Below are 24,171 nucleotides of genomic sequence, written 5' to 3' on the forward strand. Positions count from 1 at the left end.
CGCGCGGCGGCGGTGCCCCCCTATCGGGTGGGCTGTTCGCTGCCCTGGCCCGAGGCGAGTTTGCGGCGGGCGTCGGCCTGCCCGCTCACGTCGCTGAAATACTTGGTCGAATCGCCGAGCTGCATGGCCGGCTGGCAGTTCGGGGTGCAGGAGTAGGAGTTCCGCTCCTCCGCCCCGCGCTGCACGGTGACGACGGAGGCCTGCGGCGCCTCCACCCGCACCATCGACTCGGCGAGCATCGTGCCGGTGCCGTCCATGGCGATCAGGTTGGTCGTGCCGAAGCTCTTGCCCGTCAGCACGAGCACGCCGTTCTTCTGGAGCGTCACGTCCGCGATCAGCGGGTTGCCGACTACCACCGTGGCGGTCTTCTCCGGCAGGCGGATGACCTTGGCGTTGTCCACGAACACCGTCACCAGCGCGGCATCGCGCGGCTCGGCGCGCGAGGGCCCAGGAGCCGCCGCGGCGGCGAGGGCCAGCGCGAGGGCGAGGCGCGGCAGCACGGGCAGGCGGGTCGAGGGGGCGCGCATCGGGCGGGGACCTTCGCGGGACAGCATGGGCGGAACGACATCCCGCCGCGTCGCCGCCGGGGGCGCGACCGTGCCGGGACCCGCGCGGGACCGTTGATCTCGAGAGGCCGGCGCGGGCGCCCTCTCGCACGCCAGAAGAGCGCGGGAATGGTGAAGGAACCGCTAAGCGCCGGTTCCGGCGCCGGCGCTGTCCCGCATCCGCGCAGAGGCCGGTCCGAGGCGGGTGACGCTTCCTTTACGACGATGGGGCTCTTTCTCGAATGCCCTCGTTTCTCGATTGGATTTAACTCAATCGCAACGCGGGTCGGGCAATCTCCATTTGCCGCCGATCGAAAACGAAAGATCTTCGACGGTAAAGAAAAGTCGTCAGATCAAGGATTTAGTCATGAAGAACGTCTTCAAGCGTTTCGCCGCCGACGAGTCCGGCGCCACCGCCATCGAGTACGGCATGATCGCCGCCCTCATCGCCGTCGTGATCATCGGCACCCTGAAGATCATCGGCACGCAGCTGAACGCCAAGTTCACGGCGATCTCCGGCAACCTGAACTGATCGGGTTTTCCGGCGGCAGTCTTTCGGGTCGGGGGCCGGCTACGGCCCCCAGTCCCCCGGAGCGCCGCCGGACCGGCCCCTGGCCGTCCTGTCGAGACGGCCTGAGCGCACGGGGATCGCCTGACGCCACGAGCGGAAGGTGACCTCGTGCGATCCGATTCACGAATACCCGGTACGGGCGGTCGCGCCGGTCCGGCCCTCCGTCAACCGCGAGCTTCTACGGGTCCAGCGCCATGGCGACGATCGGGCTTCTGGTGGTCTTCCCGTTCCTGATGGCCTTCGCCGCGGCGAACGACCTCCTGACCATGCTGATCCCGAACCGGATCTCGGTCCTCCTGATCGCGGCCTTCGCCGCCGTCGCCGCGACGGGACTGCTGAGCTGGGGCGAGATCGGCGCGCATGTGGGCGCCGGCGCCCTGGTGCTCGCCGTCACTTTCAGCCTGTTCGCCTTCGGCGTCATCGGCGGGGGCGATGCCAAGCTCGCGGCCGCCACCGCCCTCTGGCTCGGCATGGATCATCTGCCGGATTACCTGCTGATCGCGGCGCTCGCGGGCGGCGCGCTCACCCTCGGCCTGCTCGCGGCGCGCGCCCAGCCCCTGCCCCACGCGGTCGCCCGGCTGCCCTTCGCTCTGCATCTGCACGACGCCAAGACGGGCATCCCCTACGGCATCGCGCTCGCCGCCGCTGCCCTGGTCGTGCTGCCCGAGACCCTGCTCTGGACGCGCGCGCTCGGCGTCTGAACGGCGCCCTGTCCCGCCACGCGAAAGCGAAGATGGGCACGCGGTGACGTCTGCTTAACCATAATTTGACGATTCGCGCTCAAGTCTCGTCGGACTGACGGCATCCCGGCCGTCGACACTCGGTCCGGCACGACGATGAAACCAGCCCGTCTCGCCGTTCTCGCCATCGCCCTCGTCGCGGGCGGCGGAGCGGCGTTCCTGATGAGCGGCGGCGATCCCCCTCCCCCGCCCCCCGTGGCCGCGGCTCCGGTGCCGGTGGCGCCCGTGACCGAGGTGCTGGTGGCGGCGGCGGAGCTCCCCACCGGCCAGAAGATCCAGCCCGCCGACATGCGCTGGCAGAAATGGCCGGACGACGCGGTCGTCTCCGGCTACATCACCCGCAAGGACAGCCCGAAGGCGGCGGAGGAATTCGCCGGCGCGGTGATCCGCTCCGGGTTCCTGGCCGGCGAGCCCATCCGCCAGCAGCGCCTCGCCCGCCCCGAGGGCGGCCTGATGGCGGCGATCCTGCCCGCCGGCATGCGGGCGGTGGCCATCGTCATCGATTCGCGCGGCACCAACTCGGCCGGCGGCTTCATCCTGCCCAACGACCATGTCGACGTGATCCGCACCTATCGCGACGACGAGAACTCGCGCGCCTCCGGCGCCGAGGTCCAGGTCTCGCAGACCGTCCTCCAGGACGTGCGGGTGCTGGCCGTGGGCCAGCTCATCCAGGAGAAGAACGGCTCCAACGTCGTCACCGGCGAGACCGCGACCCTCGCGCTGACGCCCTCGCAGGCCGAGGCGGTCACGCTCGCCCAGAAGGTCGGCACCCTGTCGCTGTCGCTGCGCAGCCTCGCCGATTCCGGCAAGGCCGCCGAGCCGGAGCCCGCCCCCAAGGCCGCCGCCGGCCTGACGGTCGTGCGCTTCGGAGTCTCCAAGCAGCAGCAGGGCCGGTGATGCCGATGCGCCCCCTTCCCGATGAGGCCCATGCCATGCCCGCTCCCCTCGTGAGCCGCTTCCCGGCGCGGCTGGCGCTCTGGCCGCTCGCGATCGGCCTCGCCCTCTGCCTGCACGGCGAGGCCTCCGCCCAGGGACGGGCGCGCCCGGTCCTCGCCCCCGCGCCCGTGGTCGACGTCTCGCCCGCCGAATCCACCGCCTCGCGCAAGATCGACCTGACCCTCGGCCGCTCGGTCATCGTCGACCTGCCGCGCGACGCCAAGGAGGTGTTCGTCGCCAACCCGAAGGTGGCCAACGCCGTGGTGCGCTCCACCCGCAAGGTCTTCGTGATCGGCATGGAGAACGGCGCCACCTCGATCTTCATCATGGATGCGGAGGGGCGCCAGATCACCGCCCTCGACGTCACCGTGGCGCGCGACCTCAACGTGCTGCGCCAGACGCTGCTCCAGAGCATTCCGGGCGGCAAGTTCGACGTGCGCGCGGCGGGCGACTCGGTGCTGCTCACCGGCTCCGTGAACTCCTCTTCGGAGGCCGCCCAGGCCATCGACATCGCCAACGCCTTCGTCGGCGCCGGCGGGGGAGCGGGCGGGCCGGGCGCGCGCGGCGCCGTCATCAACAACCTGACGGTCCGGGGCCGGGACCAGGTGATGCTGCGCGTCACCGTGGTCGAGGTCGCGCGCACGGTGCTCAAGCAGTTCGGCATCAACGTGAACGGCTCGTGGTCGGGCCTGAACCTCGTCAACACCACGCCCTTCGCGCTCGCCGGCGGGGCCTACCCCTCGGGGAACCTGCTCTCCGGCACGATCACCGGCACGGGCGGCGCCAGCCTGACGGCGACGCTGCGCGCCTTCGAGCAGGCGGGCGTGTCGCGCATCCTGGCCGAGCCGACCCTCTCGGCGATCTCGGGCGAGGCGGCGAAATTCACCGCCGGCGGCGAGATCCCGGTGCCGTCGAGCCAGACCTGCACCCCCTCGACGGTGGCCGGCGTACAGCCCGTCTGCGTGGTCGGCATCGTCTACAAGCCCTACGGCGTCAGCCTGAACTTCACCCCCGTGGTGATGGCCGAGAACCGCATCTCGGTGCGCGTCGGGACCGAGGTGACGGAGCTCGACCCGCAGAACGCCTTCAATTTCGTCAGCGGCAACAACACGACCTCGGTGCCCGCGATGACCGTGCGCCGCTCGGAGACGACGGTGGAGCTGGCCTCCGGCGCCACCATGATGACCGCCGGCCTGATCCAGCAGAAGAGCAAGGCGGCCATCGACGGCCTGCCCGGCCTCGTCAACCTGCCGATCCTCGGCGCGCTGTTCCGCTCGCGCGACTACCAGCGCCAGGAGACGGAGCTGATGATCATGGTGACCCCCTACATCGCCAAGGCGATGGAGGCCCGCCAGGTCACGAGGCCCGACGACGGCTTCGTCGACGCCCAGGACGGCAAGGGCATCCTGCTCGGCCAGATCAACCGCATCTACGGCGCGGCCGGCGCCTCCCCGCTCGGCCAGAGCTACCGCGGCCGGGTCGGCTTCATCACCGACTGACGCGCTTTCGTCCCTCCCCGCCCATGCCCACGCCGCGACGCCACCAGGATCGTTCGACGATGACCAAGCTCGCCTCCCGCCGGCCCGTCGCCGCGCTCGCCGCCGCCTCGGCGCTCGCCGGCCTCGTCGGCGCCTGCCAGAGCGCCGGCACCGGCCCCGGCTCGACCGGCTCCGTGCAGCCCGCCGACTACCGGGCCCGCCACCCGATCGTGCTCTCGGATACCGGCCGCAGCCTCGACGTGTTCGTCACCGGCACCGGCCATCTCGACCCGCGCCAGGCGGCCGACGCCGACGCCTTCATCCTCGAGTTCCGGCGCTACGGGCGCGGCACCCTCGTCATGGACGTGCCGCGCGGGGTGCCGCCGGGCATGGCCGCCGCCGCCGGGCGCACCGCCGCCGCCCTGCGCCGGATGGCGGCCGAGGGCGGGGTGCCGGCCGGCGCCGTCGTGCTCTCGTCCTATCCGGCGACCGCGCCGGGGCTCGCCTCCCCCGTCCGCCTCAGCTTCCAGCGCATGACCGCCAAGGTCGCCGACCAGTGCGGGATCTGGCCGCAGGACCTCGGCGTGGCGGACGCCGCCGCGAGCCTGCGCAACGACCCCTCGTGGAATCTCGGCTGCGCCATGCAGTCGAACGTCGCCTCGCAGGTCGCCGATCCGGTCGATCTCGTGCGCGGGCGTCCCGAGGGGCGCATCGACACGGTTCGGCGGGCGCAGGACATCGGGAAGCTGCGCGACGGCAAGGATCCGTCAACCACATGGCTGCAGGATGGGAAGACGAGCGTGAAGAGCACGGTCGGCAACTGAGCCGGCCCACCGCCCCCCGCGCACCGAGAACGGAAGCCCGCCATGCCCGACATCGCAGACCCGCAGGAGCGGATCATCGCTCCGGTGCCGCGGATCACCATCCAGGCCTTCTGCGAGACCGCGGAGACGGCGGCCCTCATCGAGGAGGCCGGCCTCGACCGGCGCATGCAGAAGGCGCATGTGAAGGTGCAGATGGGCGGGGGCGCCGCCGCCGTCGAAGCCTACCGCAACGCGCCGACCCCCAACGTCATCGTCATCGAGGCGCAGGGCGCGAAGTCGCGCCCGCTGGAGCATCTCGATTCCCTGGCCGAGGTCTGCGATCCCGGCACCAAGGTGATCGTCGTCGGCCATCTCAACGACGTGGCCCTCTACCGCCAGTTCCTCCAGCGCGGCGTCAGCGACTACCTGATGGCGCCCGTGGAGCCGCTGTCGCTCATCGCCTCGATCTCGGACCTGTTCACGGCGCCGGGGGTGAAGCCGGTCGGCCGCACCATCGCGGTGGTCGGCGCCAAGGGCGGCGTCGGCTCCTCGACGGTGGCCCACAACCTCGCCTGGTCCATCGCCCGCCAGGGCACGCAGACGGTGATCGCCGATCTCGACGTGGCCTACGGCACCGCGAGCCTGAACTTCAACCAGGACCCGCCGCAGGGCATCGCCGAGGCGGTGTTCGCCCCCGAGCGCGTCGACGCGGCGCTGGTCGAGCGCCTGCTCTCGAAGTGCAGCGACCATCTCAGCCTGCTCTCCGCGCCGGCGAGCCTCGACCGCACCATCGACCTTCCCGAGGTCGCCTTCGACGGGCTCCTCGAGCACCTGCGCGCCTCGGTGCCCTGCATCGTCCTCGACGTGCCGCATGTCTGGTCGGCCTGGGCCAAGCGCCTGCTCGTCGGCGCCGACGAGGTGGTGGTCGTCGCCGGGCCCGACCTCGCCTCCCTGCGCAACGCCAAGAACCTCTGCGCCACCCTGGCCCAGGGCCGCCCCAACGATCACCGCCCCCGCGTGGTGCTCAACGGGGTCGGACTGTCCAAGCGCCCCGAGATCGGCACCTCGGAGTTCGCCAAGGCGATGGAGCTGCCCCTCGCCGCCACCGTGCCCTTCGAGGCCGCGCTGTTCGGGGCCGCCGCCAACAACGGCCAGATGGTGGCCGAGGTCCAGGCCGGCTCGAAGGCCGCCGAGATCTTCTCCGACCTCGCCGCGACCATCCTCGGCCGCCCCGAGACCCGCAAGAGCCGCGCCGATCTCTTCGCCCCGATCCTGGCGAAGCTCGCGCGCCGCAAGGCCTCGTGAGCGCACGGATGACCGCGCGCCCGCCGCATCTCACGACGTCAGGGGATACCGCCGATGTTCGGTAGGAGGACCGGCGCGACCGCGCCGTCCCAGTCGCCGCTGCCCGCCCCGAGCCCGTCCAAGGCGTCGGCGCCGGTGCTCGCGCAGGACACCGCGCCCGCCAAGCGCGTGGAGCCCGTGGTGGTGGCCGAGCAGCAGCGCTCGGAGGACTACTACCGCACCAAGAGCATGATCTTCGGTGCGCTCATCGAGGCCATCGATCTCTCGCAGCTCGCCCGCCTCGACGCGGACGCCGCCCGCGAGGAGATCCGCGACATCGTCTCGGAGATCATCGCCCTCAAGAACATCGTCCTGTCGATCTCCGAGCAGGAGGAACTGCTCGACGACATCTGCAACGACGTCCTCGGCTACGGGCCGCTGGAGCCGCTGCTGGCGCGCGACGACATCGCCGACATCATGGTGAACGGCGCCAACCGGGCCTTCATCGAGGTCAGCGGCAAGATCCAGCTCACCAACGTGCGCTTCCGCGACAACCAGCAGTTGATGAACATCTGCCAGCGCATCGTCAGCCAGGTGGGCCGGCGCGTCGACGAATCCTCGCCGATCTGCGACGCGCGGCTGCCCGACGGCTCGCGCGTCAACGTCATCGCCCCGCCGCTGGCCATCGACGGCCCGGCCCTGACGATCCGCAAGTTCAAGAAGGACAAGCTCACCCTCGACCAGCTCGTGCGCTTCGGCGCGATCTCGCCCGAGGGCGCGAAGATCCTCCAGATCATCGGCAAGGTCCGCTGCAACATCGTCATCTCGGGGGGCACCGGCTCCGGCAAGACGACGCTGCTCAACTGCCTCACCGCCTATATCGAGTCCGACGAGCGCGTCATCACCTGCGAGGACGCGGCCGAGCTGCAACTCCAGCAGCCGCATGTGGTGCGCCTCGAGACCCGGCCTCCGAACATGGAGGGGCAGGGCCAGATCACCATGCGCGACCTCGTCAAGAACTGCCTGCGCATGCGGCCCGAGCGGATCATCGTCGGCGAGGTGCGCGGGCCGGAGGCGTTCGATCTCCTCCAGGCCATGAACACCGGCCACGACGGCTCCATGGGCACGCTCCACGCGAACTCCCCGCGCGAGTGCCTGTCGCGTATCGAATCGATGATCACCATGGGCGGCTTCACGCTGCCCTCGAAGACGCTGCGCGAGATGATCTGCGGCTCGATCGACGTGATCGTGCAGGCGACCCGCCTGCGCGACGGCTCGCGCCGCATCACCCACATCACCGAGGTGCTCGGGATGGAGGGCGAGGTCATCACCACGCAGGACCTCTTCCTCTACGACATCCTCGGCGAGGACGCGAACGGCCGGCTCATCGGCCGCCACCGCTCCACCGGCATCGGCCGCCCGAAATTCTGGGACCGCGCCCGCTACTACGGCGAGGAGCGCGCGCTCGCCGAGGCGCTCGACGCCGCCGCCGTCCAGTCCGGCCCGGACCAGTGAGGCAGCCGTGAGCTCCGCCCTCAACCTTCCCGTCGCCGCCGGGCTCGTGGCGCTCGCCGCCGGCGCCGTCGGCTACGTGTTCGTGCTGCCGCTCCTCAGCGGCGAGCGGCGGGCCCAGCAGCGCCTCAAGAACGTCAGCGCCTCCGTCTCGGCCGCCGCGACGCGGGGCGTCACGGTCAACCGCCGCGAGCAGGTCGCCAAGACCCTGAGCGAGCTCGACGCCAAGACGAAGAGCGCCAAGGTCCCCCTCGATCTCAAGATCGCGCGGGCCGGCCTGAGCTGGACGCCGAAGACCTACTACATGGTCTCGGCCGGGCTCGGCGTGCTCCTGGCCCTGATCACGCTCATGATGACGGGCAGCCCCTTCGTCGCGCTGGGCGGGGCCTTTGTGGGCGCCTTCGGCGTGCCGGCCTGGCTGCTGAGCTTCCTGCGCAAGCGCCGCATCGACAAGTTCATCAAGGAACTGCCCACCGCCGTCGACGTGGTGGTGCGCGGCATCCGCACCGGCATCCCGCTCGGCGACTGCTTCCGCATCGTCTCGCGCGAGGCCGAGGAGCCGGTGCGCAGCGAGTTCCGGGTGATGATGGAGACGCAGGCCTTGGGGCTCAGCCTCAGCGACTGCGTCAAGCGCCTGGCCGAGCGCGTGCCGGTGCCCGAGGTGAACTTCTTCGCCATCGTCATCAACATCCAGCAGCAGTCGGGCGGCAACCTGTCCGAGGCGCTGAACAACCTCTCCCGCATCCTGCGCGACCGCCGGAAGATGGCCGGCAAGATCAAGGCGATGAGCATGGAGGCCAAGGCGTCGGGCGGCATCATCGCCGTGCTGCCCTTCGCGGTGGCCGGCATGACCTACATCACCAGCCCCGACTACATCTCCCTGCTCTGGACCACCGATGTCGGCAAGGTCGCCCTCGTCGGCTGCGCGGTGTGGATGGGGATCGGCGTGTTCGTGATGAAGAAGATGATCGCCTTCGACTACTGAACCCCTAGGGCCCGCGCCAAAGGCGACCCGGACACCGCCATGATCGACGACATCGCCGCCAAGCTGTTCGACCCGCGCTTCGTCGCCATGACGCTCACCGGGATCGCCGCGGCCGCCACGGTCTACGCCCTGGTCCAGCCGATCCTGGAGCCGGACAACCTCGCCAAGCGGATGAAGCTCGTCGGCGAGGAGCGCGAAGCGATCCGCAAGCGCGAGCGCGACCGGCTCGCCAACAAGGTCACGCTGCGCAGCGAGCCCAAGGCCTATATGCGCCGGGTGGTCGAGCGGTTCGACCTCGGCCGCTGGCTCGGCACCGATACGGCCAAGCAGAAGCTGATGATGGCCGGCTATCGCGGCGCCGGCGCGGAGACGAGCTTCCTGTTCTTCCGCATGGTGATGCCGATCGCCCTGCTCCTCGGCTCGGCCTTCTACCTGTTCGTGATCGAGGTGCTCGACCAGCCCTTCATGGTGCGGCTCGGCCTCGTGATCGTGGCCTCCTATATCGGCATCAAGGCGCCGGAGCTGTTCCTGCACAACAAGGCGGGCAAGCGCCAGGCGGAGGTGCGCCGGGCCTGGCCGGACGCCCTCGACCTCAGCCTGATCTGCGTCGAATCCGGCATGTCGGTGGAGGCCGCGTTCCGGCGCGTCAGCCAGGAGATCGCCGGACAGTCCATGGTGCTGGCCGAGGAGCTGGCCCTGATGACGGCGGAGCTGTCCTACCTGCCCGACCGCCGGATGGCCTACGAGAACCTCTCGAACCGCATCGGCATCGATCCGGTGAAGGCGGTCTCCACGGCGCTGATCCAGGCGGAGCGCTACGGCACCCCCATCGGCGCGGCCCTGCGCGTGCTCTCCCAGGAAAGCCGCGACCAGCGCATGAACGAGGCCGAGAAGAAGGCCGCCGCCTTGCCTCCGAAGCTCACCGTGCCGATGATCCTGTTCTTCCTGCCGGTGCTGTTCGTCGTCATCCTGACGCCGGCCGTGATCCAGGTGATGAAACAGATCTGAGCGGCCCGGCTTGAACCCGCCACACTCGCCCGGTTGAGCTTTTCCCCGAGAACGGAACCGAGGGGACGGCTCGCATGACACCCGATCGCGGGCCGGGCGCGGTCAGCGCCGCGCGGCTCTATCGGCCGCTCGCGCCCTTCGTCGCCCTCGAGAGGCGGCTCGGCGAGGCGGCGCTCGCGCGCGGGCCGGTCGCTGCGGGGCTCTACGAATTCCTGCGCTTCGGGGTGAAGCAGGGCTGGGCCTGCCTGTTCGGCGGCCTGCTGGTGGCGCTGCTGCTCGCCACCCATCTCGCCTATCCGGCGGGCGCCCCGCTGACGCGCTACGACGCCCTCGTCCTCGCGGCGCTCGCGATCCAGGCGGGGCTTCTCGCCACCGGCATGGAGACCTGGGCCGAGGCCCGGATCATCCTCGTGTTCCACGTCGTCGGCACGGTGATGGAGCTGTTCAAGACGGCGGCCGGTTCCTGGGTCTACCCGGAGGCGAGCTGGCTGCGCATCGGGGCGGTGCCGCTGTTCAGCGGCTTCCTGTACGCGGCGGTGGGCTCCTACATGGCCCGCGTCTGGCGGCTGTTCGATTTCCGCTTCACCCGGCACCCCTCGCTACCCGCGACGCTGGCGCTCTCGGCGGCGATCTACCTGAACTTCTTCACGCATCATTACGGGCCGGACCTGCGCCTCCTGCTCTTCGCGTGGACGGCGTGGCTGTTTCGCGGGACGGTGGTGCATTTCAAGGTCTGGCGCGTGCACCGGCGGATGCCGCTGCTCGTCGGCTTCGGGCTGGTGACGCTGTTCATCTGGCTCGCCGAGAATCTCGGCACCTTCGCCAATGCCTGGCGCTACCCGAACCAGGCCGCCGGCTGGGCCATGGTGCCCTTCGCCAAGTTCGGCTCGTGGTTCCTGCTGATGATCGTCTCCTACGTGCTGGTCTCGACCCAGCACCGCATCGCGCCGCCGCCGGAGGCCGACGAGCCGCTGCCCGCCGGCGTCCCGCAGGCGGCGCGGTAGATCAGCCGCGTGTGGCGGCGGGCTTCCTGGCGGCCTTGTCGGCCGCCTCGATGGCCTTCCAGCGGTTCTGCTGGGCGACGAGACCGCGCAGCGCCGTGCCGTTGGCGGCGGCCTCCTCCGGGGACATGTCGCGGCGCAGCGCCTCCTCTGCCTCTGGGATGCGGCCCTTCAGGCCGAGCACCAGGGCGAGGTTCTGGCGCACGCGCGCGTCGGCGCCCGGCTGCGAGACGGCGAGCCGCAGGGTCGATTCGGCCCTGTCGAGCTGGCGTCCCAGCGCATAGGACAGCCCGAGATTCGAGAGCACGGTGGGCTCGTTCGGGCGGATCTTGAGGGCGGCGTCGTAGAAGCCTTGCGCGCGGGCGTGGTCGCCGAGCTGGTCGGCCACCGACCCTTGCGCGTTCAGCACCCGCCAGTCGGGCTGGGCCGGGGTATGGGCGTTCTGGAGCACGTCCGCCGCCTCCTGGAAGCGGCCGGCCTCGGCGAGCGCCTTGCCGTAGGCGGCGAGCACCGCGATGTCCTTCGGATGGCGCAGGGCCGCCTGCTGGAGCACGGCGACGGCCTGGGGCCGCTGGTCGGTGGCCCGCAGGGCCTGCGCGTAGCGCATGGCGAGGCCGAGATCGCCGGAATCCTCGCGGTACTTGGCGCCCAGCGCCTCGACGTCCTGGCGTGTCACGACGCGCGGCTCACGCGCTGCGGAGCCGAACCCGAGGGAGTCGCCGATGGAGCCGGTGGTCTCGGGCGACCGCGACTGGCAGCCCGCCGCGAGCAGCGCCAGAAGCGCGGCGGCCAGCAGCCGCGATCCGCGAGCGCGCCCGCCCGCCGTGTTCGGAGCCCGGAGATCCGCCAGTCGCGCCGTCTGCATCCTACGCTCCGCACCTCGCGGGACGCGCTTCACCGTCCCGACCGAGCGGTGATAGACCGTTAACCCTAACCCACCGTTAAGCCTCCCGCCCGGATACGCCGCCGCATGAGCCAGACCGTCGACGACCTCCTGCCCGCCGGCACGCCGGGCATCCCGCTCGCCTGCGTGTCGAGCGCGGACTGGCCGGCGCTGGAAGCCGCGCTCGACGCGCCCCAGAGGGCCTATGCGCGCGCCGTCGACTTCGCGCCGAAGGCCGGCCGCCTCGTTCTGCTGCCCGGCCCGGACGGCGCCGTCGCCCGCGTGCTGTTCGGCCTCGGCGACACCGCCGCGCGCGGGCGCGACCGGCTGCTGCCGGGCAAGCTGCCGGGCCTGCTGCCGCCGGGCACCTACGTGCTGGAACCAGGCGTCGATCCGTCCGAGGCGGCGCTGGCCTGGCTGCTGGGCAGCTACCGCTTCGGCCGCTATCGCGCCGCCTCGGGCGAGCGCCCGCGCCTGGTGACGCCGGCCGGAATCGACGCGGCCGAGATCGCGCGCATCGCCAGAGCGGTCGCGGCCGGGCGCGACCTCGTCAACACCCCGGCCAACGACCTCGGCCCGGCGGAGATGGAGTTTTCCGCCCGCAAGCTCGCGGACCGTTTCGAGGCCGAGCTGACCGTGATCGAGGGCGAGTCCCTGGAGGACGGCTTCCCGCTGGTGCATGCGGTCGGCGCCGCCTCGCCCCGCGCTCCCCGCCTCATCGACCTGACCTGGGGATCGGAGGACGATCCGCGCGTGACCCTCGTCGGCAAGGGTGTCGCCTTCGATACGGGCGGCCTCGACATCAAGCCCTCCGCCGGCATGCTCCTGATGAAGAAGGACATGGGCGGCGCCGCCGTCGCCCTCGCGGTGGCCGAGATGATCATGGACGCCGGGCTGAAGGTCCGGCTGCGCCTGCTCGTCCCGGCGGTGGAGAACGCCGTCGCCGGCAACGCCTTCCGGCCGGGCGACGTCATCCCGAGCCGGGCCGGGCTCAGCGTCGAGATCGGCAATACCGACGCGGAGGGGCGCCTCGTCCTCGCCGACGCGCTGGCGCTGGCCGATGCCGAGGAGCCGGCGCTTCTGATCGATTTCGCCACCCTCACGGGCGCGGCCCGCGTGGCGCTGGGGCCGGACCTGCCGGCCTTCTTCACCGAGGACGACGCGCTCGCCGCCGAGATCGCGGCGGCCGGCGAGGCCGCCGTCGATCCGGTCTGGCGGATGCCGCTGCACGCGCCCTATGCGAGCCTGCTCGATTCGAAGGTTGCCGACATCAACAACGTCTCTGGCGGCCCCTTCGCCGGCGCGATCACGGCGGCCCTGTTCCTGCGCCGCTTCGCCCCGAAGACGACGGCGCATGTCCATTTCGACCTCTACGGCTGGAACCCCTCCACCAAGCCCGGACGGCCGGAGGGCGGCGAGGTGCAGACCGCGCGGCTCGTCTACGCGCTGCTGAAGGCCCGCTACGGGGCGTGAGGCACGAGCGGCCCGGCGGCGGGACGGCCGAGCCGCCGCGCCCAGCGCCGCGCCGTCTCCGCCACCGCCGGCTCGACCCAGCGGGCGACCGCCGCCGCGAGCAGCAGGCACAGGGCGGAGGCCGCCGCGAGGTCCACGGGCAGGGACACGAACGGCGTGCCGTGCAGGGCGCCGAGCGCCGTCAGGTCGATGACCGGCGCGTGCAGGATGTAGAGCGGATAGGAGATCGCCCCCGCTCCCAGGCAGAGCCGGGCGGTCGCCGGCGAGGGCCGGCTCGCCAGCGCCGCGATCACGACGGCCGGGCTCAGCACGAGGATCGCCAGCGGATCGAACCAGACGTCCTGCGCCGTGCGGGGCACCATCAGCAGCGCGGTCGCCGCTGCCAGGACGAGGGCGCTCGAGGGACCGCCTAAGCGCGCGAACGCGCCGCGCCGGTCGAGACGCTCGACGAGCATGCCGGCACCGAAGCCGAAGACGCCGCGCGCCACGTCGAGCCACAGGGTGGCGGAGCGGCCGCCGAGCAGCGGCGGGATGCCGGCGGCGGCCGCTGCCGCCACCACGAGGGCGGCGAGCCCGGTGGCCGCCGCGATCCGGCGGGTGCTCCAGCGATGCCCGAAGAGGGCGAAGGCGGCGTTGAGAAGCGCCTCGATGGCCAGCGACCACGAGGGACCGTTCAGCGGGAAGACCTGGTTCCCGCCACTCGTGAAGAGCGGCATCAGCAGCAGGCTCGCGACCAGCATGAGCGCCAGGACCTGGACCGTCCCGGCCGGGTCGCTCCAGCGGCAGACGGCGAGCTGGAGCGCGAATCCGAACAGCGTCCCGAGCAGGTAGAGCGGATAGAGCCGCACGATCCGCGCCTGGGCGAAGGCGCCCGGCGACCAGCCGGCATCCAGCCGCGCCCCGTAGGCGCGGGCGACGACGATGCCGCTCATCACGAAGAAGACGTCCACCGCGAGCGCGCCGTGCCCGGCGAGCCAGGGCGCGTCGAGATAGTAGCCGGCATGGAACAGCAGCACGGCGAGCGCCGCGATGCCGCGGATGCCGTCGAGAGCCGGGATGCGGGCACGGGGCTCGGTCATCCCCGAGCCTTAGCGCGACGCCTCGAAACAGGGGCTTAAGGGAGCCCGCGAAAGTCGCCCGGTCAGACTGACGATCCGAGCGGCAGGCCGGTCTCGATCAGCCTTGCCCAGAGCGCGGCGCCGTAGGGGGCGGCGGCGTCGCAGAAATCGTATTCCGGGTGGTGCAGCGCCGCGCTCTCGCCGTTGCCGAGGAAGATGTAGGCGCCCGGCCGGTGGGCCAGCATGTAGGAGAAATCCTCCGCCGCCATCATCGGCGCCACGTCGCGCTCGACCCTGTCCTCGCCGACGAGGCCGGCGGCGACATCCGCCATGAAGGCGGTCTCGGCCGGGTGGTTCTCGGTGACGGGATAGCTGCCGCCATAGGCGATCGACCCGCGCGCGCCGAACCCCTCCGGCAGATGCGCGACGATGGCCTCCATCCGCTCCTTGATGCGCGCGCGCACCTCCGCGGACAGCGCGCGGATGGTGCCGCGCAGGGTCACGCTCTGCGGCAGCACGTTGAACGCCTCGCCCGCCTCCAGCGCGCAGACCGAGACCACCGCCGAGTGCAGCGGATCGACGCTGCGCGAGACGATGGATTGCAGCGCCACGACGAGATGGCTCGCCACCAGCACGCTGTCGACGGCCCGCTGCGGCAGGGCCGCGTGCCCGCCCCTGCCCTCGACGGTGATGGTGAAGCGGTCGGTGGAGGCCATGATCGGGCCGGGCCTGATGGCGAAGGTGCCGAGCGCCATGCCGGGGATGTTGTGCATGCCGTAGACCGCCTCGATGCCGAAGCGCTCCATCAGGCCGTCCTTGACCATCTCCTCGCCGCCGCCGCCGCCCTCCTCCGCCGGCTGGAAGATCAGCGCGGCGGTGCCGTCGAAGGCGCGGGTCTCGGCGAGATACTTGGCGGCGCCGAGCAGCATGGCGGTGTGCCCGTCATGCCCGCAGGCGTGCATCTTTCCAGGCGCGGTCGAGCGGTAGGGAAGGTCGCGCACCTCCTGGATCGGCAGCGCGTCCATGTCGGCGCGCAGCCCGATGGCCCGGTTCGAGCCCCTGCCCTTGCCCCGGATCAACCCGACGACCCCGGTGCGGCCGATGCCGGTGGCGACCTCGTCGCAGCCGAAATCCCGCAATCGGTCGGCGACGAAGCCGGCGGTGCGGTGCACGTCGAAGAGCAGTTCGGGATGGGCGTGGAGATCGCGGCGCCAGGCGGTCATCTCCCCCGCGAGGGCGTCGATCCGGTCGGGGACGGGCATGGGTGTCGCGTTCGGGCTCGGGCTGATCGGCGGTTGCCGGGATCGCCCAGCAAACAGGAGGCCAGATGCCGGGTCAACGGCCGCGCTTGGCCTTGGCCGGGCTCGCCGGGGCTCCCGCGAGGTCGTCGAGGATGGGGCAGTCGGGCCTGTTGTTCCCGCAGCAGGTCTGCGCGAGACGCTTCAACGTGCGCGACATCGCCTCCAGCTCCGCGATGCGCCGGTCGAGGGTCGCGACATGGCCGAGGGCGATGGCCTTCACCTGCGCGCTGGCGCGGCCCTTGTCCTGCCAGAGGGCGAGCAGGCCGGAGATGTCCTCCATGCCGAAGCCGAGATCGCGGGCGCGGCGCACGAAGCGCAGGGTATGGAGGTCGGCCTCGCCGTAGTGGCGATAACCGGCCTCCGAGCGGGTCGCCGCCCGCAGGAGCCCGATGGACTCGTAGTAGCGGATCATCTTGGCCGAGACGCCGGTGAGCCGCGCCGCCTCCCCGATGGTGACGCTGCCGCTCATGCCTATCTCGAGGTGGCCGCTGCCGCTCGTGCCTGTCTCAAGAATACCGCTATCGCTCATGCCCGCCTCAGCCGCAGGGCGTTGCCGACCACGAACACGCTCGACAGGGCCATGGCGCCCGCCGCCAGCACCGGCGAGAGCGGCGGGCCGCCGACGAGGGTCAGGGCGCCGGCCGCCACCGGGATCAGCGCCGCGTTGTAGGCGAAGGCCCAGAACAGGTTCTGGCGGATGTTGCGCATCACCGCCCGCGACAGGGAAAAGCCCTGAGTCAGCGCGTCGAGGGAGCCCGACATCAGCACCACGTCGGCGCTCTCGACCGCCACGTCCGTGCCGGTGCCGATGGCGATGCCGATATCGGCCTCCGCCAGCGCCGGGGCGTCGTTGATGCCGTCGCCGACGAAGGCCACCGGGCCGTGCGCGGCGCGAAGCCGCCTCACCGCCTCGAGCTTTCCCTCCGGCAGCACCTCCGCGACCACCTCCGCGATGCCGAGTTCGCGCGCGACGGCCTGCGCCGTGCGGCGGTCGTCCCCTGTCACCATGGCGACGGCGAGCCCGTCCCGCGCCAGTCGCGCGACGGCCTCCCTCGCGCCGGGCTTGACCGGGTCGGCGATGCCGAGGAGCCCGGCGAGCCGGCCGCCGACGGCGACGAAGACCGGGGTGCGGCCCGTCTCCGCGAGGCGCGCCGCCTCCGCCGCGAGGATCGCGGTGGATATGCCGAGCTCGTCCATGAGGCGCGCGGCGCCCACCGCCACCCTCGTCCCTCCGACATTCGCCGAGACGCCGTAGCCGGCCCGCGCCGCGAAATCGGCGGCCTCCGGGACGGAGAGCCCGCGCTCGCGGGCGGCTTGCGCCACCGCGCGGGCGAGCGGGTGCTCGGAGCGGGTCTCGACGGCGGCGGCCTGGGCGAGCAGCGTCTCCTCGGCGATTCTGGGGGCGGGCACGAGATCGGTCAGGCGCGGCCTGCCCTCCGTGAGCGTGCCGGTCTTGTCGAGGGCGACCGCCCTCACGTCGCGCAGGCGCTGGAGCGCGGCGCCGTCGCGAAAGAGCACGCCGCGCTCGGCGGCCCGGCCGGTGCCGACCATGATCGAGGTCGGCGTCGCGAGCCCCATGGCGCAGGGGCAGGCGATGATGAGTACCGCCACCGCATTCACCAGCGCCGGGCCGAGGGAGGGCGCCGGGCCGAGGGCGAGCCAGCCGAGGAAGGTCGCGAGCGAGACCGCGATCACCGCCGGCACGAAGCGTCCCGTCACCCGGTCGACGAGCGCCTGGATCGGGAGCTTGGCGCCCTGCGCCGTCTCGACCATGCGGGCGATCCGCGCCAGCACGCTGTCGGCGCCCACCGCCTCGACCCGCAGGTCGAAGCTGCCCGCCCCGTTCACGGTGCCGCCGACCACCTGCGCGCCGGCCTCCTTCGCCACGGAGGCCGGTTCGCCCGTCACCATGCTCTCGTCGACGAAACTCGATCCGGCCACCACCCGCCCGTCCGCCGCGACGGTCTCCCCCGGCCTGACGCGCACGACGTTGCCGACGCGCAGCGCGTCAAAGGGAACCTCCGTCTCCCGGCCGTTCTCCACGACGCGGGCGCTGCGCGGCGAGAGCTTCATCAGCCGCGCCACCGCCTCGCCCGTGCGGGCGCGCGCACGGGCCTCCAGGGTCCGCCCGGCGAGGATCAGGGTGACGATGAGAACGGCGGCCTCGAAATAGAGATGCGCCGCGCCCGCCGGCAGCGCGTCCGGCGCCACGGTGGAGACCAGCGAATACAGATAAGCGGCGCCCGCCCCCAGCGCGACGAGGGCGTTCATGTCCGGGTGGCCGCGCAGCAGGCCGGGAACCCCTTGCGCGAAGAAGCGCCGTCCGGGGCCGGCGAGGACCAGCGTCGCCAGCACCGCCTGCACCCAGGCGCCCCCATGCGGCAGCGTTCCGGCGATCGCCTCGTGGAAGCCGGGCAGCAGGTGGCCGCCCATGTCGAGCGCCACGATGGGCAGAGAGAGGATCAGTGCCGCGATCAGGTCGCGGCGCAGGTCCGCTCTCTCCGCGTCCCGCCGGCTTTCCATGTCCGGCCTGTCGCCCGCCTCGATCGCGTGGGCGCGGTAGCCGGCCTCCCTCACGGCCCGCTCGAAGGCGGCCGAGCCGACCCCTTCGAGATGGCGGATGTTGGCGCGGCCCGTGGCGAGGTTGACGCTCGCGGAGACGACCCCCGGCACGGCGCCCAGCGCCCGCTCGACCCGCGCCACGCAGGAGGCGCAGGTGAGGCCGTCGAGGGCGAGCTCCGTGCTCGCCTCGGGCACCGCGTAGCCCGCCTGGCGGACGGCTTCCGCCGCCTCCGCCGCCGCGTGCTCTGCCGGCAGGATCAGGCTGGCGCGCCGGGTCGCGAGGTTGACGGAGACCTCGCGGGCCCCCGGCAGAGCCGCGAGCGCGCGCTCCACGCGGCCGACGCAGGAAGCGCAGGACAGGCCCTCGACGGGAAAGCTCAGGGGCGCCGCGCCGGCCGCGGCCATGGCGTGGGGATGGGCGTCGGGATGGGACATGAGGCGGATATGGGGCTTCCCATGATGGGAAGGTCAAGGGCCGGAACGCGGCCGTGTCACTGCGCGGCCGCCGCCGCCGGCTCGGCCGGCGCCTCGGGCAGGATCACGCGGACCGTGGTGCCCGCCCCGACCTCGCTCTCGATGGCGAGGCGGCCGCGATGGCGGTTGAGGGTGTGCTTGACGATGGCGAGGCCGAGCCCGGTGCCGCCCTGCTGGCGGCTGGAGGCGACGTCCACCCGGTAGAAGCGCTCGGTGAGGCGCGGGATGTGCTCGGGCGGGATGCCGGGGCCGTCGTCGCGCACGGTGAGCGCGATGCTCGGGCCGCGCGCCGCGTCGGGCTCGCGCGAGAGGGTGACGAGGACGGTGCCGCCGCCGTATTTCACCGCGTTCTCGACGAGGTTCTCGACGACCCGCAGCAGCTCGTCCCGCTCGCCGAGCACCGGATAGGGCCCGTCCGGCGCCTCCAGGGCAAGCGCCGCGCCGCGCTCGCCCGCGAGCGGCGCCTGCGCGTCGACCATCTGCCGCGCGATGGAGGCGAGATCGACGGTGGCGGTGGGGGCGACGTGCTCGCGCAGCTCGATCCGCGAGAGCGAGAGCAGGTCGTCGATGAGCCGCGTCATGCGCAGCGCCTGGGTGCGCATGATCGCGAGGAAGCGCTCGCGGGCCAGGCCGTCGTTGCGGGCGGGGCCCTGGAGGGTCTCGATGAAGCCGAGCAGGGAGGCCAGCGGCGTGCGCAGCTCGTGGCTGGCATTGGCGACGAAATCGACCCGCATCGCCTCGAGCCGCCGGGCGGAGGTGAGATCGCGCAGGAACAGCATCACGTTGGGCTGGCCGCCGGGCCGCCCGTCCGGCATCGGCAGGGCGCCGATCTGGACCTCGAAGGCGCGCTCCGTCGGCACGCGGGTGGCGTAGAGCGTCTTCAGCGAGGCGCCCGTGCGCAGCACCTCCTCGATGCCGTCGAGCACGTCCGGCGCGCGCAGCGCGAAGGAGAGCGGGTGGCGCAGCTTCAGGTTCGGCAGCAGCGCGCGGGCGGCGGAATTCGCCTCGATCACCACGGCGCGGCGGTCCACCAGGATGACGGGATCGGGGATGTTGGCGAGCAGCGCCTCGGCGATGGCCGGGCGGTCCGGCTCGGCGGCATCGGCGGCCGGCCTGTCGCCGCCCTGGCTCCGGCCCGCCAGCGCGCGGCCCCCCAGCACCGCGAGGGGGAGCGCCAGGGTCATCGCCAGCGTCGAGGCGCCGGACGCCCAGCCCGCCAGCGCGAGGATCGACCCCGAGACGGCGGCGGCGGTCCAGACGGCACTGCGCGGCGCATGGGGCATCAGGCGGTCCCGTTCTCGAAGGCGCGCCTGTCAGGCGGCCGGGGGCGGGTGGTCCCGAAGATCGCGGGCGCGCTTGGCGATCTCGTAGGCGCCGAGCATGGCCAGCGCCAGGACGAACGGCCCGAGATAGTAGCAGATGCGGAACATCAGCAGCGAGCCGAGCACCTGGTCGCGCGGGAGGCTGGAGAGGGCGAGCAGGATCGTCGCCTCGAAGACGCCGAGACCCCCCGGCGCGTTCGAGGCGATGCCGAGCATCGCGGCGAGCACGTAGATCGCGAGGAAGGTGGTGAAGCCGATGGTGAGCCCCGCCGGCAGCAGCACGTAGAGCACGGCCGCCGCCGCGCAGACGTCGCCGATGCCGACCAGCATCTGCCCGAGGGACACCGAGGCGCCCGGCAGCTCCAGCCGCCAGCCCCTCACCTTGACGCTGCGCCGCTTGAGCGAGACCCAGCCGAGATAGCCGAGCACCAGCACGAGCGCCGCGTAGCCGGCGCCCTGGTTCAGGCGGATGGAGGTGAAGGTGAGCCCGGCGAGCTGGCTCGCCTCGACAACGAGGCTCAGGCCCAGCACCACCCCCATGCCGAGCCAGAAGGTGAAGCCGGCGATCACCGTCAGCGCCGCGATCTTGGCCGCCGAGAGGCCGTGCCGGGAATAGATCCAGTAGCGGATGGTCCCCGCCGTCAGCAGCGGGAAGCCGAGGGTGAAGCTCACCGCGTAGCTGGTGAAGGAGGCGAGCGCGGTGATCCGGTAGGGCACCTTGATGCGCAGCTGCCGCAGGGCCAGCGCGTCGTAGCCGGTGAGGAAGGCGTAGCTCACCGCCACGAACAGCAGGGCGATGCCGAGCTGCTTGCCGGTGGCGGCGGTGAAGGCGGCGTGCAGCTCCGCCCAGGTGACGGTCTGGACGAGCTTCCACAGCACGCCGAGGGAGACCGCGAATAGCACGATGCTGGCGGCGGTGCCGATCCAGGCGTAGCGGCCGCGAAAGCCGCCCTTCCCCGAATCCGTCGAATCGGCCCGCGCGGCTTCGGCCGCGTCGGCGGACGCGTCCTCCGGCCCGGCCGCCTCGGCAGCGTCGAGCGCCTTCTTCTGCTGCCCAGAAAAGCTCATCCTGTCGGCGTCCGTCCCCGCCGTTCCCGCCGCGCGGCCCGAGTGGGCGGCGCGAGCGGAGCCGGTCATCGCCGGACCTCGGCCCGTGGCGGGCATTTAGGCGCATCCGCCGGCGATGACCAGGGAGGCGCTTCCCGAGCCGCCGCTCACGAAGCCGATAGCGGCGGCTGGTACGGCTCAGCCGGCGTCCGTGCCCGGAACGCCGTCCGGCACGCGGCCTTCGGCGCGGAAGCGCTCGACGCCGTTCTCCTCCCGCAGCCGCGCGGCCAGCCCCTCGGGGCCGCCGAACTGGAAGCCGAGCTGCGTGGCATAGGCCGCGCAGCCAGCCGCCTTGCGCGCTTGCGCGGTTTCCCCGAGGGCGATCTCGCGGACCGGCAGGGCGGAAAACACCTCCCGCAGGGGCTCCTTCGGGTCGGGATGGCGCACCGTGTAGGGGAAGTCGCGCCACCACAGCACGGGCCTGCCTTCGACGATGGGACGCAGCGCCCGCACCGTCTGGACGTGGTCGACATGGCCCCCCACCGCCTGCGGCGCCAGGATCAGATCCGGCGCGGAGGCCGCCACCAGCGCGGCGAGGGCGGGGGTGATGTCGGCGACGATGGAATCGTCGGGGCGGGTGTCGGAAAACAGCTCCGGCGCCGAGCCGTAGCCCCGGTGCGGCGCCTCGCGGAAGGGCAGGTGCAGCGCCTCGACCTCGCCGAGCGCGCGCGCGGCCCAGATGTCCTCGGCGCGGCGCAGGTCCATGTAGTCGATCTCGGCCGGGAGCCCCTTGTCGAGCTGGCAGGCGAGCGCGAATCCTCGCGGGTCCGGCACGGAGGCGGTGAAAAGCGTCGCCATCAGCACGCGCCAGCCGTTCGCCGCGAGCGTCGCAAGCGTACCGCCGCAGGAGAAGACGGCATCGTCGAGATGGGGCGAGATGGCGAGCGCGGTGGGCAGTGTCGGACCTCAGAGCAGATGCGGTTCGGCGCGGAAGCGGCAGGACGGATCGTGCGGCAGGTCGGGGGAGAAATCCGTGGCCGGCTTCTCTCCGGCGATCTCGGCATAGACCTCCATGATCCGCCGTCCCACGGCGCCCCAGGAATAGACCCGGCGGCATTCCTCCAGCCCGTCGCGGGCGAGGCGGAGGCGCAGGGGCTCGTCCTCGACGATCCGGGTCAGGGCGTTGGCGAGCGCCGGCACGTCGCCGGGATCGACCATGAGGCCGTTCTCCTCGTCGCGCAGGCAGTCCGACACCCCGACCGAATGGGTCGAGACCACCGCGAGCCCCGCCGCCATCGCCTCCAGGATGGTGTTGGAGAACCCCTCCGCATAGGTCGGCGAGACGAACACGTCGGCCTTGCGGTAGAGGTCGGGCACGGTCTCGTACTCGGCGTAGCCCGTGAAGCGGATCGCCTTCTCGGAGAAGCCGAGCTCCTCGCACCGCGCCTTCGAGGCGTCGACGTCCGGGCCGATGCCGGAGATGGTGGCGGCAAACGGCGTGCCCTGCTCGCGCAGCAGCGCCAGGGCGTCGATGAAGTCGAGCACGCCTTTCCGGCGGTCGACCCGGCCGTGGTAGAACAGGCGCACCGGCCCCGAATGGGGCTTGGGCAGCCCGTCGCCGGTGCCTTGCGCGAAGCGCGCCGTGTCGACGGCGCCGGGCACGATGGTGAAGCGGGCGGGATCGGAACCCAGCCGCTCGCAGACCTCCTCCACGAAGGACTTGCCGCCGATCAGCAGGGCGTTGGCATGGGCCAGCACCTCGCACATGGCCACGCGATGCGTCTCGCAGCAGGAGCCGACCCAGTGGCCGTCGCCGCCCTGGATCGAGACGACGTTCGGCACCCCGAGCTTGCGGGAGGCCAGCAGCACGGCCCAGCCGGTGGGGTAGCCGTATTGCGCGTGCAGGATGTCGAAGGGCTTCTTCGCGTGCTCGGCCTCGATGGTGGCGATCATCGTCGCGATGTCGCGCTCGAAATCGCCGTTCGTCTGCTCGCCGAGCTGTTCGAGGCCGATGACGCGCACTCCCGGCACGGCCGGCGGCGGCCCGCCTCCGTAGACGCGGGTGCCGAAGGCGTCGCCCCGGTACTGGCTGATCATCGTGACGTCGTGGCCCGCCGCGACGAGCTCGCGCAGCAGGTTCTGGGCGTAGACGCTCATCCCCGAGATTGCCGGGAAATAGCGCCGGCTGACGAAGCAGATCCTCATAGGATGCGGGTCTCGTAAGCGCTGGTATCGGGGGCCGGCGGCAGGCCGGGGCCGGGCCGGCGGCACTCCTTCAGATAGGCGAGCGAGCGCGGGATCATGACATCGGCGCGGTGGCTCTCGCGGGAGAGCTCGACGCAGATCAGCCTGGAAAAGCCGATGGCCTCCAGGGCCCCGAGCACCCCCGGCACGTCCATGTCGCCCTCGCCGAAGGGCAGGTGCACATGGACGCCGCGCGCCATGTCCTCGATGGCCACGGTGCCGATCCTGTCCGCGAACTCCGAGACCGCCGCCGCGGGATCGCGCTCGCCCGTGACGAGGCAGTGGCCGGTGTCGAGCGCCAGCCTGAGTCCGGGGACGGAGAGCGCGGCGAAGTCGTCCAGCGTCTCGATCAGCATGCCCGGCTCGGGCTCCAGGCAGGGCACGACCCCGTGCTCCCCGGCATGTGCCGCCACCTCTGCGAGCCCGTCCACCAGCCAGCCATGCGCCTCGGCGCGGTCGACGCCCTCCTTCGGCACGCCAGCCCAGAACGAGACCGCCTCCGATTTCAGGATCGCGCCGATCTCCACCGCCCGCTTGAGGAAGCCGACCCGGCGCGCCCGGCCGGCGGCATCGGCGGTGACCAGGGTCGGCTCGTGCTTGGCGGTCGGGTCGAGCAGGAAGCGCGCGCCGGTCTCGATCACCGAGCCTAACCCCAGTCGCTCCAGCCGGCTCGCCACGCGCTCGACCTCCCGCGCCCAGTCGTCGGCGAAGGGGTCGAGATGGTGGATGTCGAGGGTCAGCGCGACGCCGTCGTAGCCGGCGTCGGCGATGAGCGTCAGGGCGTCGTCGAGCCGGTGGTTGGCGGCGCCGTTGGTGTTGTAGGCGAAGCGGAGGGTCATCGTTCGTGCCCTCTCCGCTGGCGCTGCGAGGGCGTCCCGCCGCATGGGCGGCGGCGCGCGGTCGCGCTTGCCTCCGGCCTTTGGCCGTTGGGGGCGCTGGTGCCG

22 protein-coding genes are annotated in these 24,171 nt (G+C 72.1%); 11 read left to right on the forward strand and 11 right to left on the reverse strand.

Translation table 11 applies throughout. The features are described from left to right. Positions 1 to 20 precede the first annotated feature (20 nt). Complete coding sequence (locus tag ACP56T_RS00140; protein ID WP_430910105.1) at positions 21 to 527, reverse strand: pilus assembly protein N-terminal domain-containing protein; 507 nt, start codon at positions 525 to 527, stop codon at positions 21 to 23. Between the two features lie 385 nt (positions 528 to 912). Here ACP56T_RS00140 and ACP56T_RS00145 point away from each other — a divergent pair, with 385 nt between their 5' ends. The 10 genes from ACP56T_RS00145 (at position 913) to ACP56T_RS00190 (ending at position 10,866) form a co-directional block, all read left to right on the forward strand. Then, positions 913 to 1,077, forward strand: coding sequence for a Flp family type IVb pilin (locus ACP56T_RS00145; protein WP_430910106.1), 165 nt, complete (start codon positions 913 to 915; stop codon positions 1,075 to 1,077). A 233-nt stretch (positions 1,078 to 1,310) separates the two neighbouring features. Continuing rightward, entirely contained in the window at positions 1,311 to 1,817 is a 507-nt protein-coding gene (locus ACP56T_RS00150; RefSeq protein WP_430910107.1) for an A24 family peptidase, read from the forward strand. A 135-nt stretch (positions 1,818 to 1,952) separates the two neighbouring features. Further along, entirely contained in the window at positions 1,953 to 2,753 is an 801-nt protein-coding gene (cpaB, locus tag ACP56T_RS00155) for a Flp pilus assembly protein CpaB (protein ID WP_430910108.1), read from the forward strand. Positions 2,754 to 2,788: 35 nt separating this feature from the next. Next, positions 2,789 to 4,291: a type II and III secretion system protein family protein gene (locus tag ACP56T_RS00160; protein ID WP_430910109.1), complete on the forward strand. Its 1,503-nt coding sequence runs from the start codon at positions 2,789 to 2,791 to the stop codon at positions 4,289 to 4,291. Positions 4,292 to 4,350: 59 nt separating this feature from the next. After that, positions 4,351 to 5,094, forward strand: coding sequence for a CpaD family pilus assembly protein (locus tag ACP56T_RS00165; RefSeq protein WP_430910110.1), 744 nt, complete (start codon positions 4,351 to 4,353; stop codon positions 5,092 to 5,094). A gap of 42 nt (positions 5,095 to 5,136) precedes the next feature. Further along, complete coding sequence (locus ACP56T_RS00170; RefSeq protein WP_430910111.1) at positions 5,137 to 6,378, forward strand: CpaE/TadZ family protein; 1,242 nt, start codon at positions 5,137 to 5,139, stop codon at positions 6,376 to 6,378. Positions 6,379 to 6,432: 54 nt separating this feature from the next. Beyond that, on the forward strand, positions 6,433 to 7,872 hold the full coding sequence (locus ACP56T_RS00175) for a CpaF family protein (RefSeq protein WP_430910112.1): 1,440 nt from the start codon (positions 6,433 to 6,435) through the stop codon (positions 7,870 to 7,872). A 7-nt stretch (positions 7,873 to 7,879) separates the two neighbouring features. Next, positions 7,880 to 8,854, forward strand: coding sequence for a type II secretion system F family protein (locus ACP56T_RS00180; RefSeq protein WP_430910113.1), 975 nt, complete (start codon positions 7,880 to 7,882; stop codon positions 8,852 to 8,854). Positions 8,855 to 8,893: 39 nt separating this feature from the next. Beyond that, entirely contained in the window at positions 8,894 to 9,862 is a 969-nt protein-coding gene (locus tag ACP56T_RS00185; RefSeq protein WP_430910114.1) for a type II secretion system F family protein, read from the forward strand. A 74-nt stretch (positions 9,863 to 9,936) separates the two neighbouring features. Then, positions 9,937 to 10,866, forward strand: a complete 930-nt coding sequence (locus ACP56T_RS00190) for a DUF817 domain-containing protein (RefSeq protein WP_430910115.1) — start codon at positions 9,937 to 9,939, stop codon at positions 10,864 to 10,866. A gap of 1 nt (position 10,867) precedes the next feature. Here the strand turns inward: ACP56T_RS00190 and ACP56T_RS00195 are convergent, their stop codons facing one another. Continuing rightward, positions 10,868 to 11,728 carry a tetratricopeptide repeat protein gene (locus ACP56T_RS00195; protein WP_430910116.1) on the reverse strand — a complete coding sequence of 287 codons (861 nt, stop codon included), beginning with the start codon at positions 11,726 to 11,728 and terminating at the stop codon, positions 10,868 to 10,870. Between the two features lie 105 nt (positions 11,729 to 11,833). On the opposite strand from ACP56T_RS00195, the gene ACP56T_RS00200 reads away from it, so the two are divergent. Further along, positions 11,834 to 13,219: a leucyl aminopeptidase family protein gene (locus ACP56T_RS00200; protein WP_430910117.1), complete on the forward strand. Its 1,386-nt coding sequence runs from the start codon at positions 11,834 to 11,836 to the stop codon at positions 13,217 to 13,219. On the opposite strand, the gene ACP56T_RS00205 is transcribed toward ACP56T_RS00200, so the two are convergent. The 9 genes from ACP56T_RS00205 to ACP56T_RS00245 form a co-directional block, all read right to left on the reverse strand. Further along, positions 13,207 to 14,298, reverse strand: a complete 1,092-nt coding sequence (locus ACP56T_RS00205) for an acyltransferase family protein (RefSeq protein ID WP_430910118.1) — start codon at positions 14,296 to 14,298, stop codon at positions 13,207 to 13,209. The genes ACP56T_RS00200 and ACP56T_RS00205 overlap by 13 nt on opposite strands. 62 nt (positions 14,299 to 14,360) lie before the next feature. After that, positions 14,361 to 15,539 carry a M20 aminoacylase family protein gene (locus ACP56T_RS00210; protein WP_430910119.1) on the reverse strand — a complete coding sequence of 393 codons (1,179 nt, stop codon included), beginning with the start codon at positions 15,537 to 15,539 and terminating at the stop codon, positions 14,361 to 14,363. Positions 15,540 to 15,612: 73 nt separating this feature from the next. Then, entirely contained in the window at positions 15,613 to 16,047 is a 435-nt protein-coding gene (gene cueR / locus ACP56T_RS00215; protein WP_430910120.1) for a Cu(I)-responsive transcriptional regulator, read from the reverse strand. Between the two features lie 56 nt (positions 16,048 to 16,103). Then, positions 16,104 to 18,575, reverse strand: coding sequence for a heavy metal translocating P-type ATPase (locus tag ACP56T_RS00220; protein WP_430910121.1), 2,472 nt, complete (start codon positions 18,573 to 18,575; stop codon positions 16,104 to 16,106). 56 nt (positions 18,576 to 18,631) lie between these two features. Continuing rightward, complete coding sequence (locus ACP56T_RS00225; RefSeq protein ID WP_430910122.1) at positions 18,632 to 19,897, reverse strand: ATP-binding protein; 1,266 nt, start codon at positions 19,895 to 19,897, stop codon at positions 18,632 to 18,634. 30 nt (positions 19,898 to 19,927) lie between these two features. Next, positions 19,928 to 21,004 carry a lysylphosphatidylglycerol synthase domain-containing protein gene (locus ACP56T_RS00230; protein ID WP_430910521.1) on the reverse strand — a complete coding sequence of 359 codons (1,077 nt, stop codon included), beginning with the start codon at positions 21,002 to 21,004 and terminating at the stop codon, positions 19,928 to 19,930. Positions 21,005 to 21,181: 177 nt separating this feature from the next. Continuing rightward, positions 21,182 to 21,940 (reverse strand): PIG-L deacetylase family protein, encoded by a 759-nt coding sequence (locus ACP56T_RS00235; RefSeq protein WP_430910522.1) that lies wholly within the window; start codon positions 21,938 to 21,940, stop codon positions 21,182 to 21,184. A 9-nt stretch (positions 21,941 to 21,949) separates the two neighbouring features. Beyond that, positions 21,950 to 23,188, reverse strand: a complete 1,239-nt coding sequence (locus ACP56T_RS00240) for a glycosyltransferase family 4 protein (RefSeq protein ID WP_430910123.1) — start codon at positions 23,186 to 23,188, stop codon at positions 21,950 to 21,952. Continuing rightward, positions 23,185 to 24,066 (reverse strand): sugar phosphate isomerase/epimerase family protein, encoded by an 882-nt coding sequence (locus tag ACP56T_RS00245; RefSeq protein WP_430910124.1) that lies wholly within the window; start codon positions 24,064 to 24,066, stop codon positions 23,185 to 23,187. The genes ACP56T_RS00240 and ACP56T_RS00245 overlap by 4 nt, the downstream gene beginning before the upstream one ends. Positions 24,067 to 24,171 lie beyond the last annotated feature (105 nt).

The organism is Methylobacterium endophyticum, from assembly GCF_050591105.1.
Classification (GTDB): domain Bacteria; phylum Pseudomonadota; class Alphaproteobacteria; order Rhizobiales; family Beijerinckiaceae; genus Methylobacterium.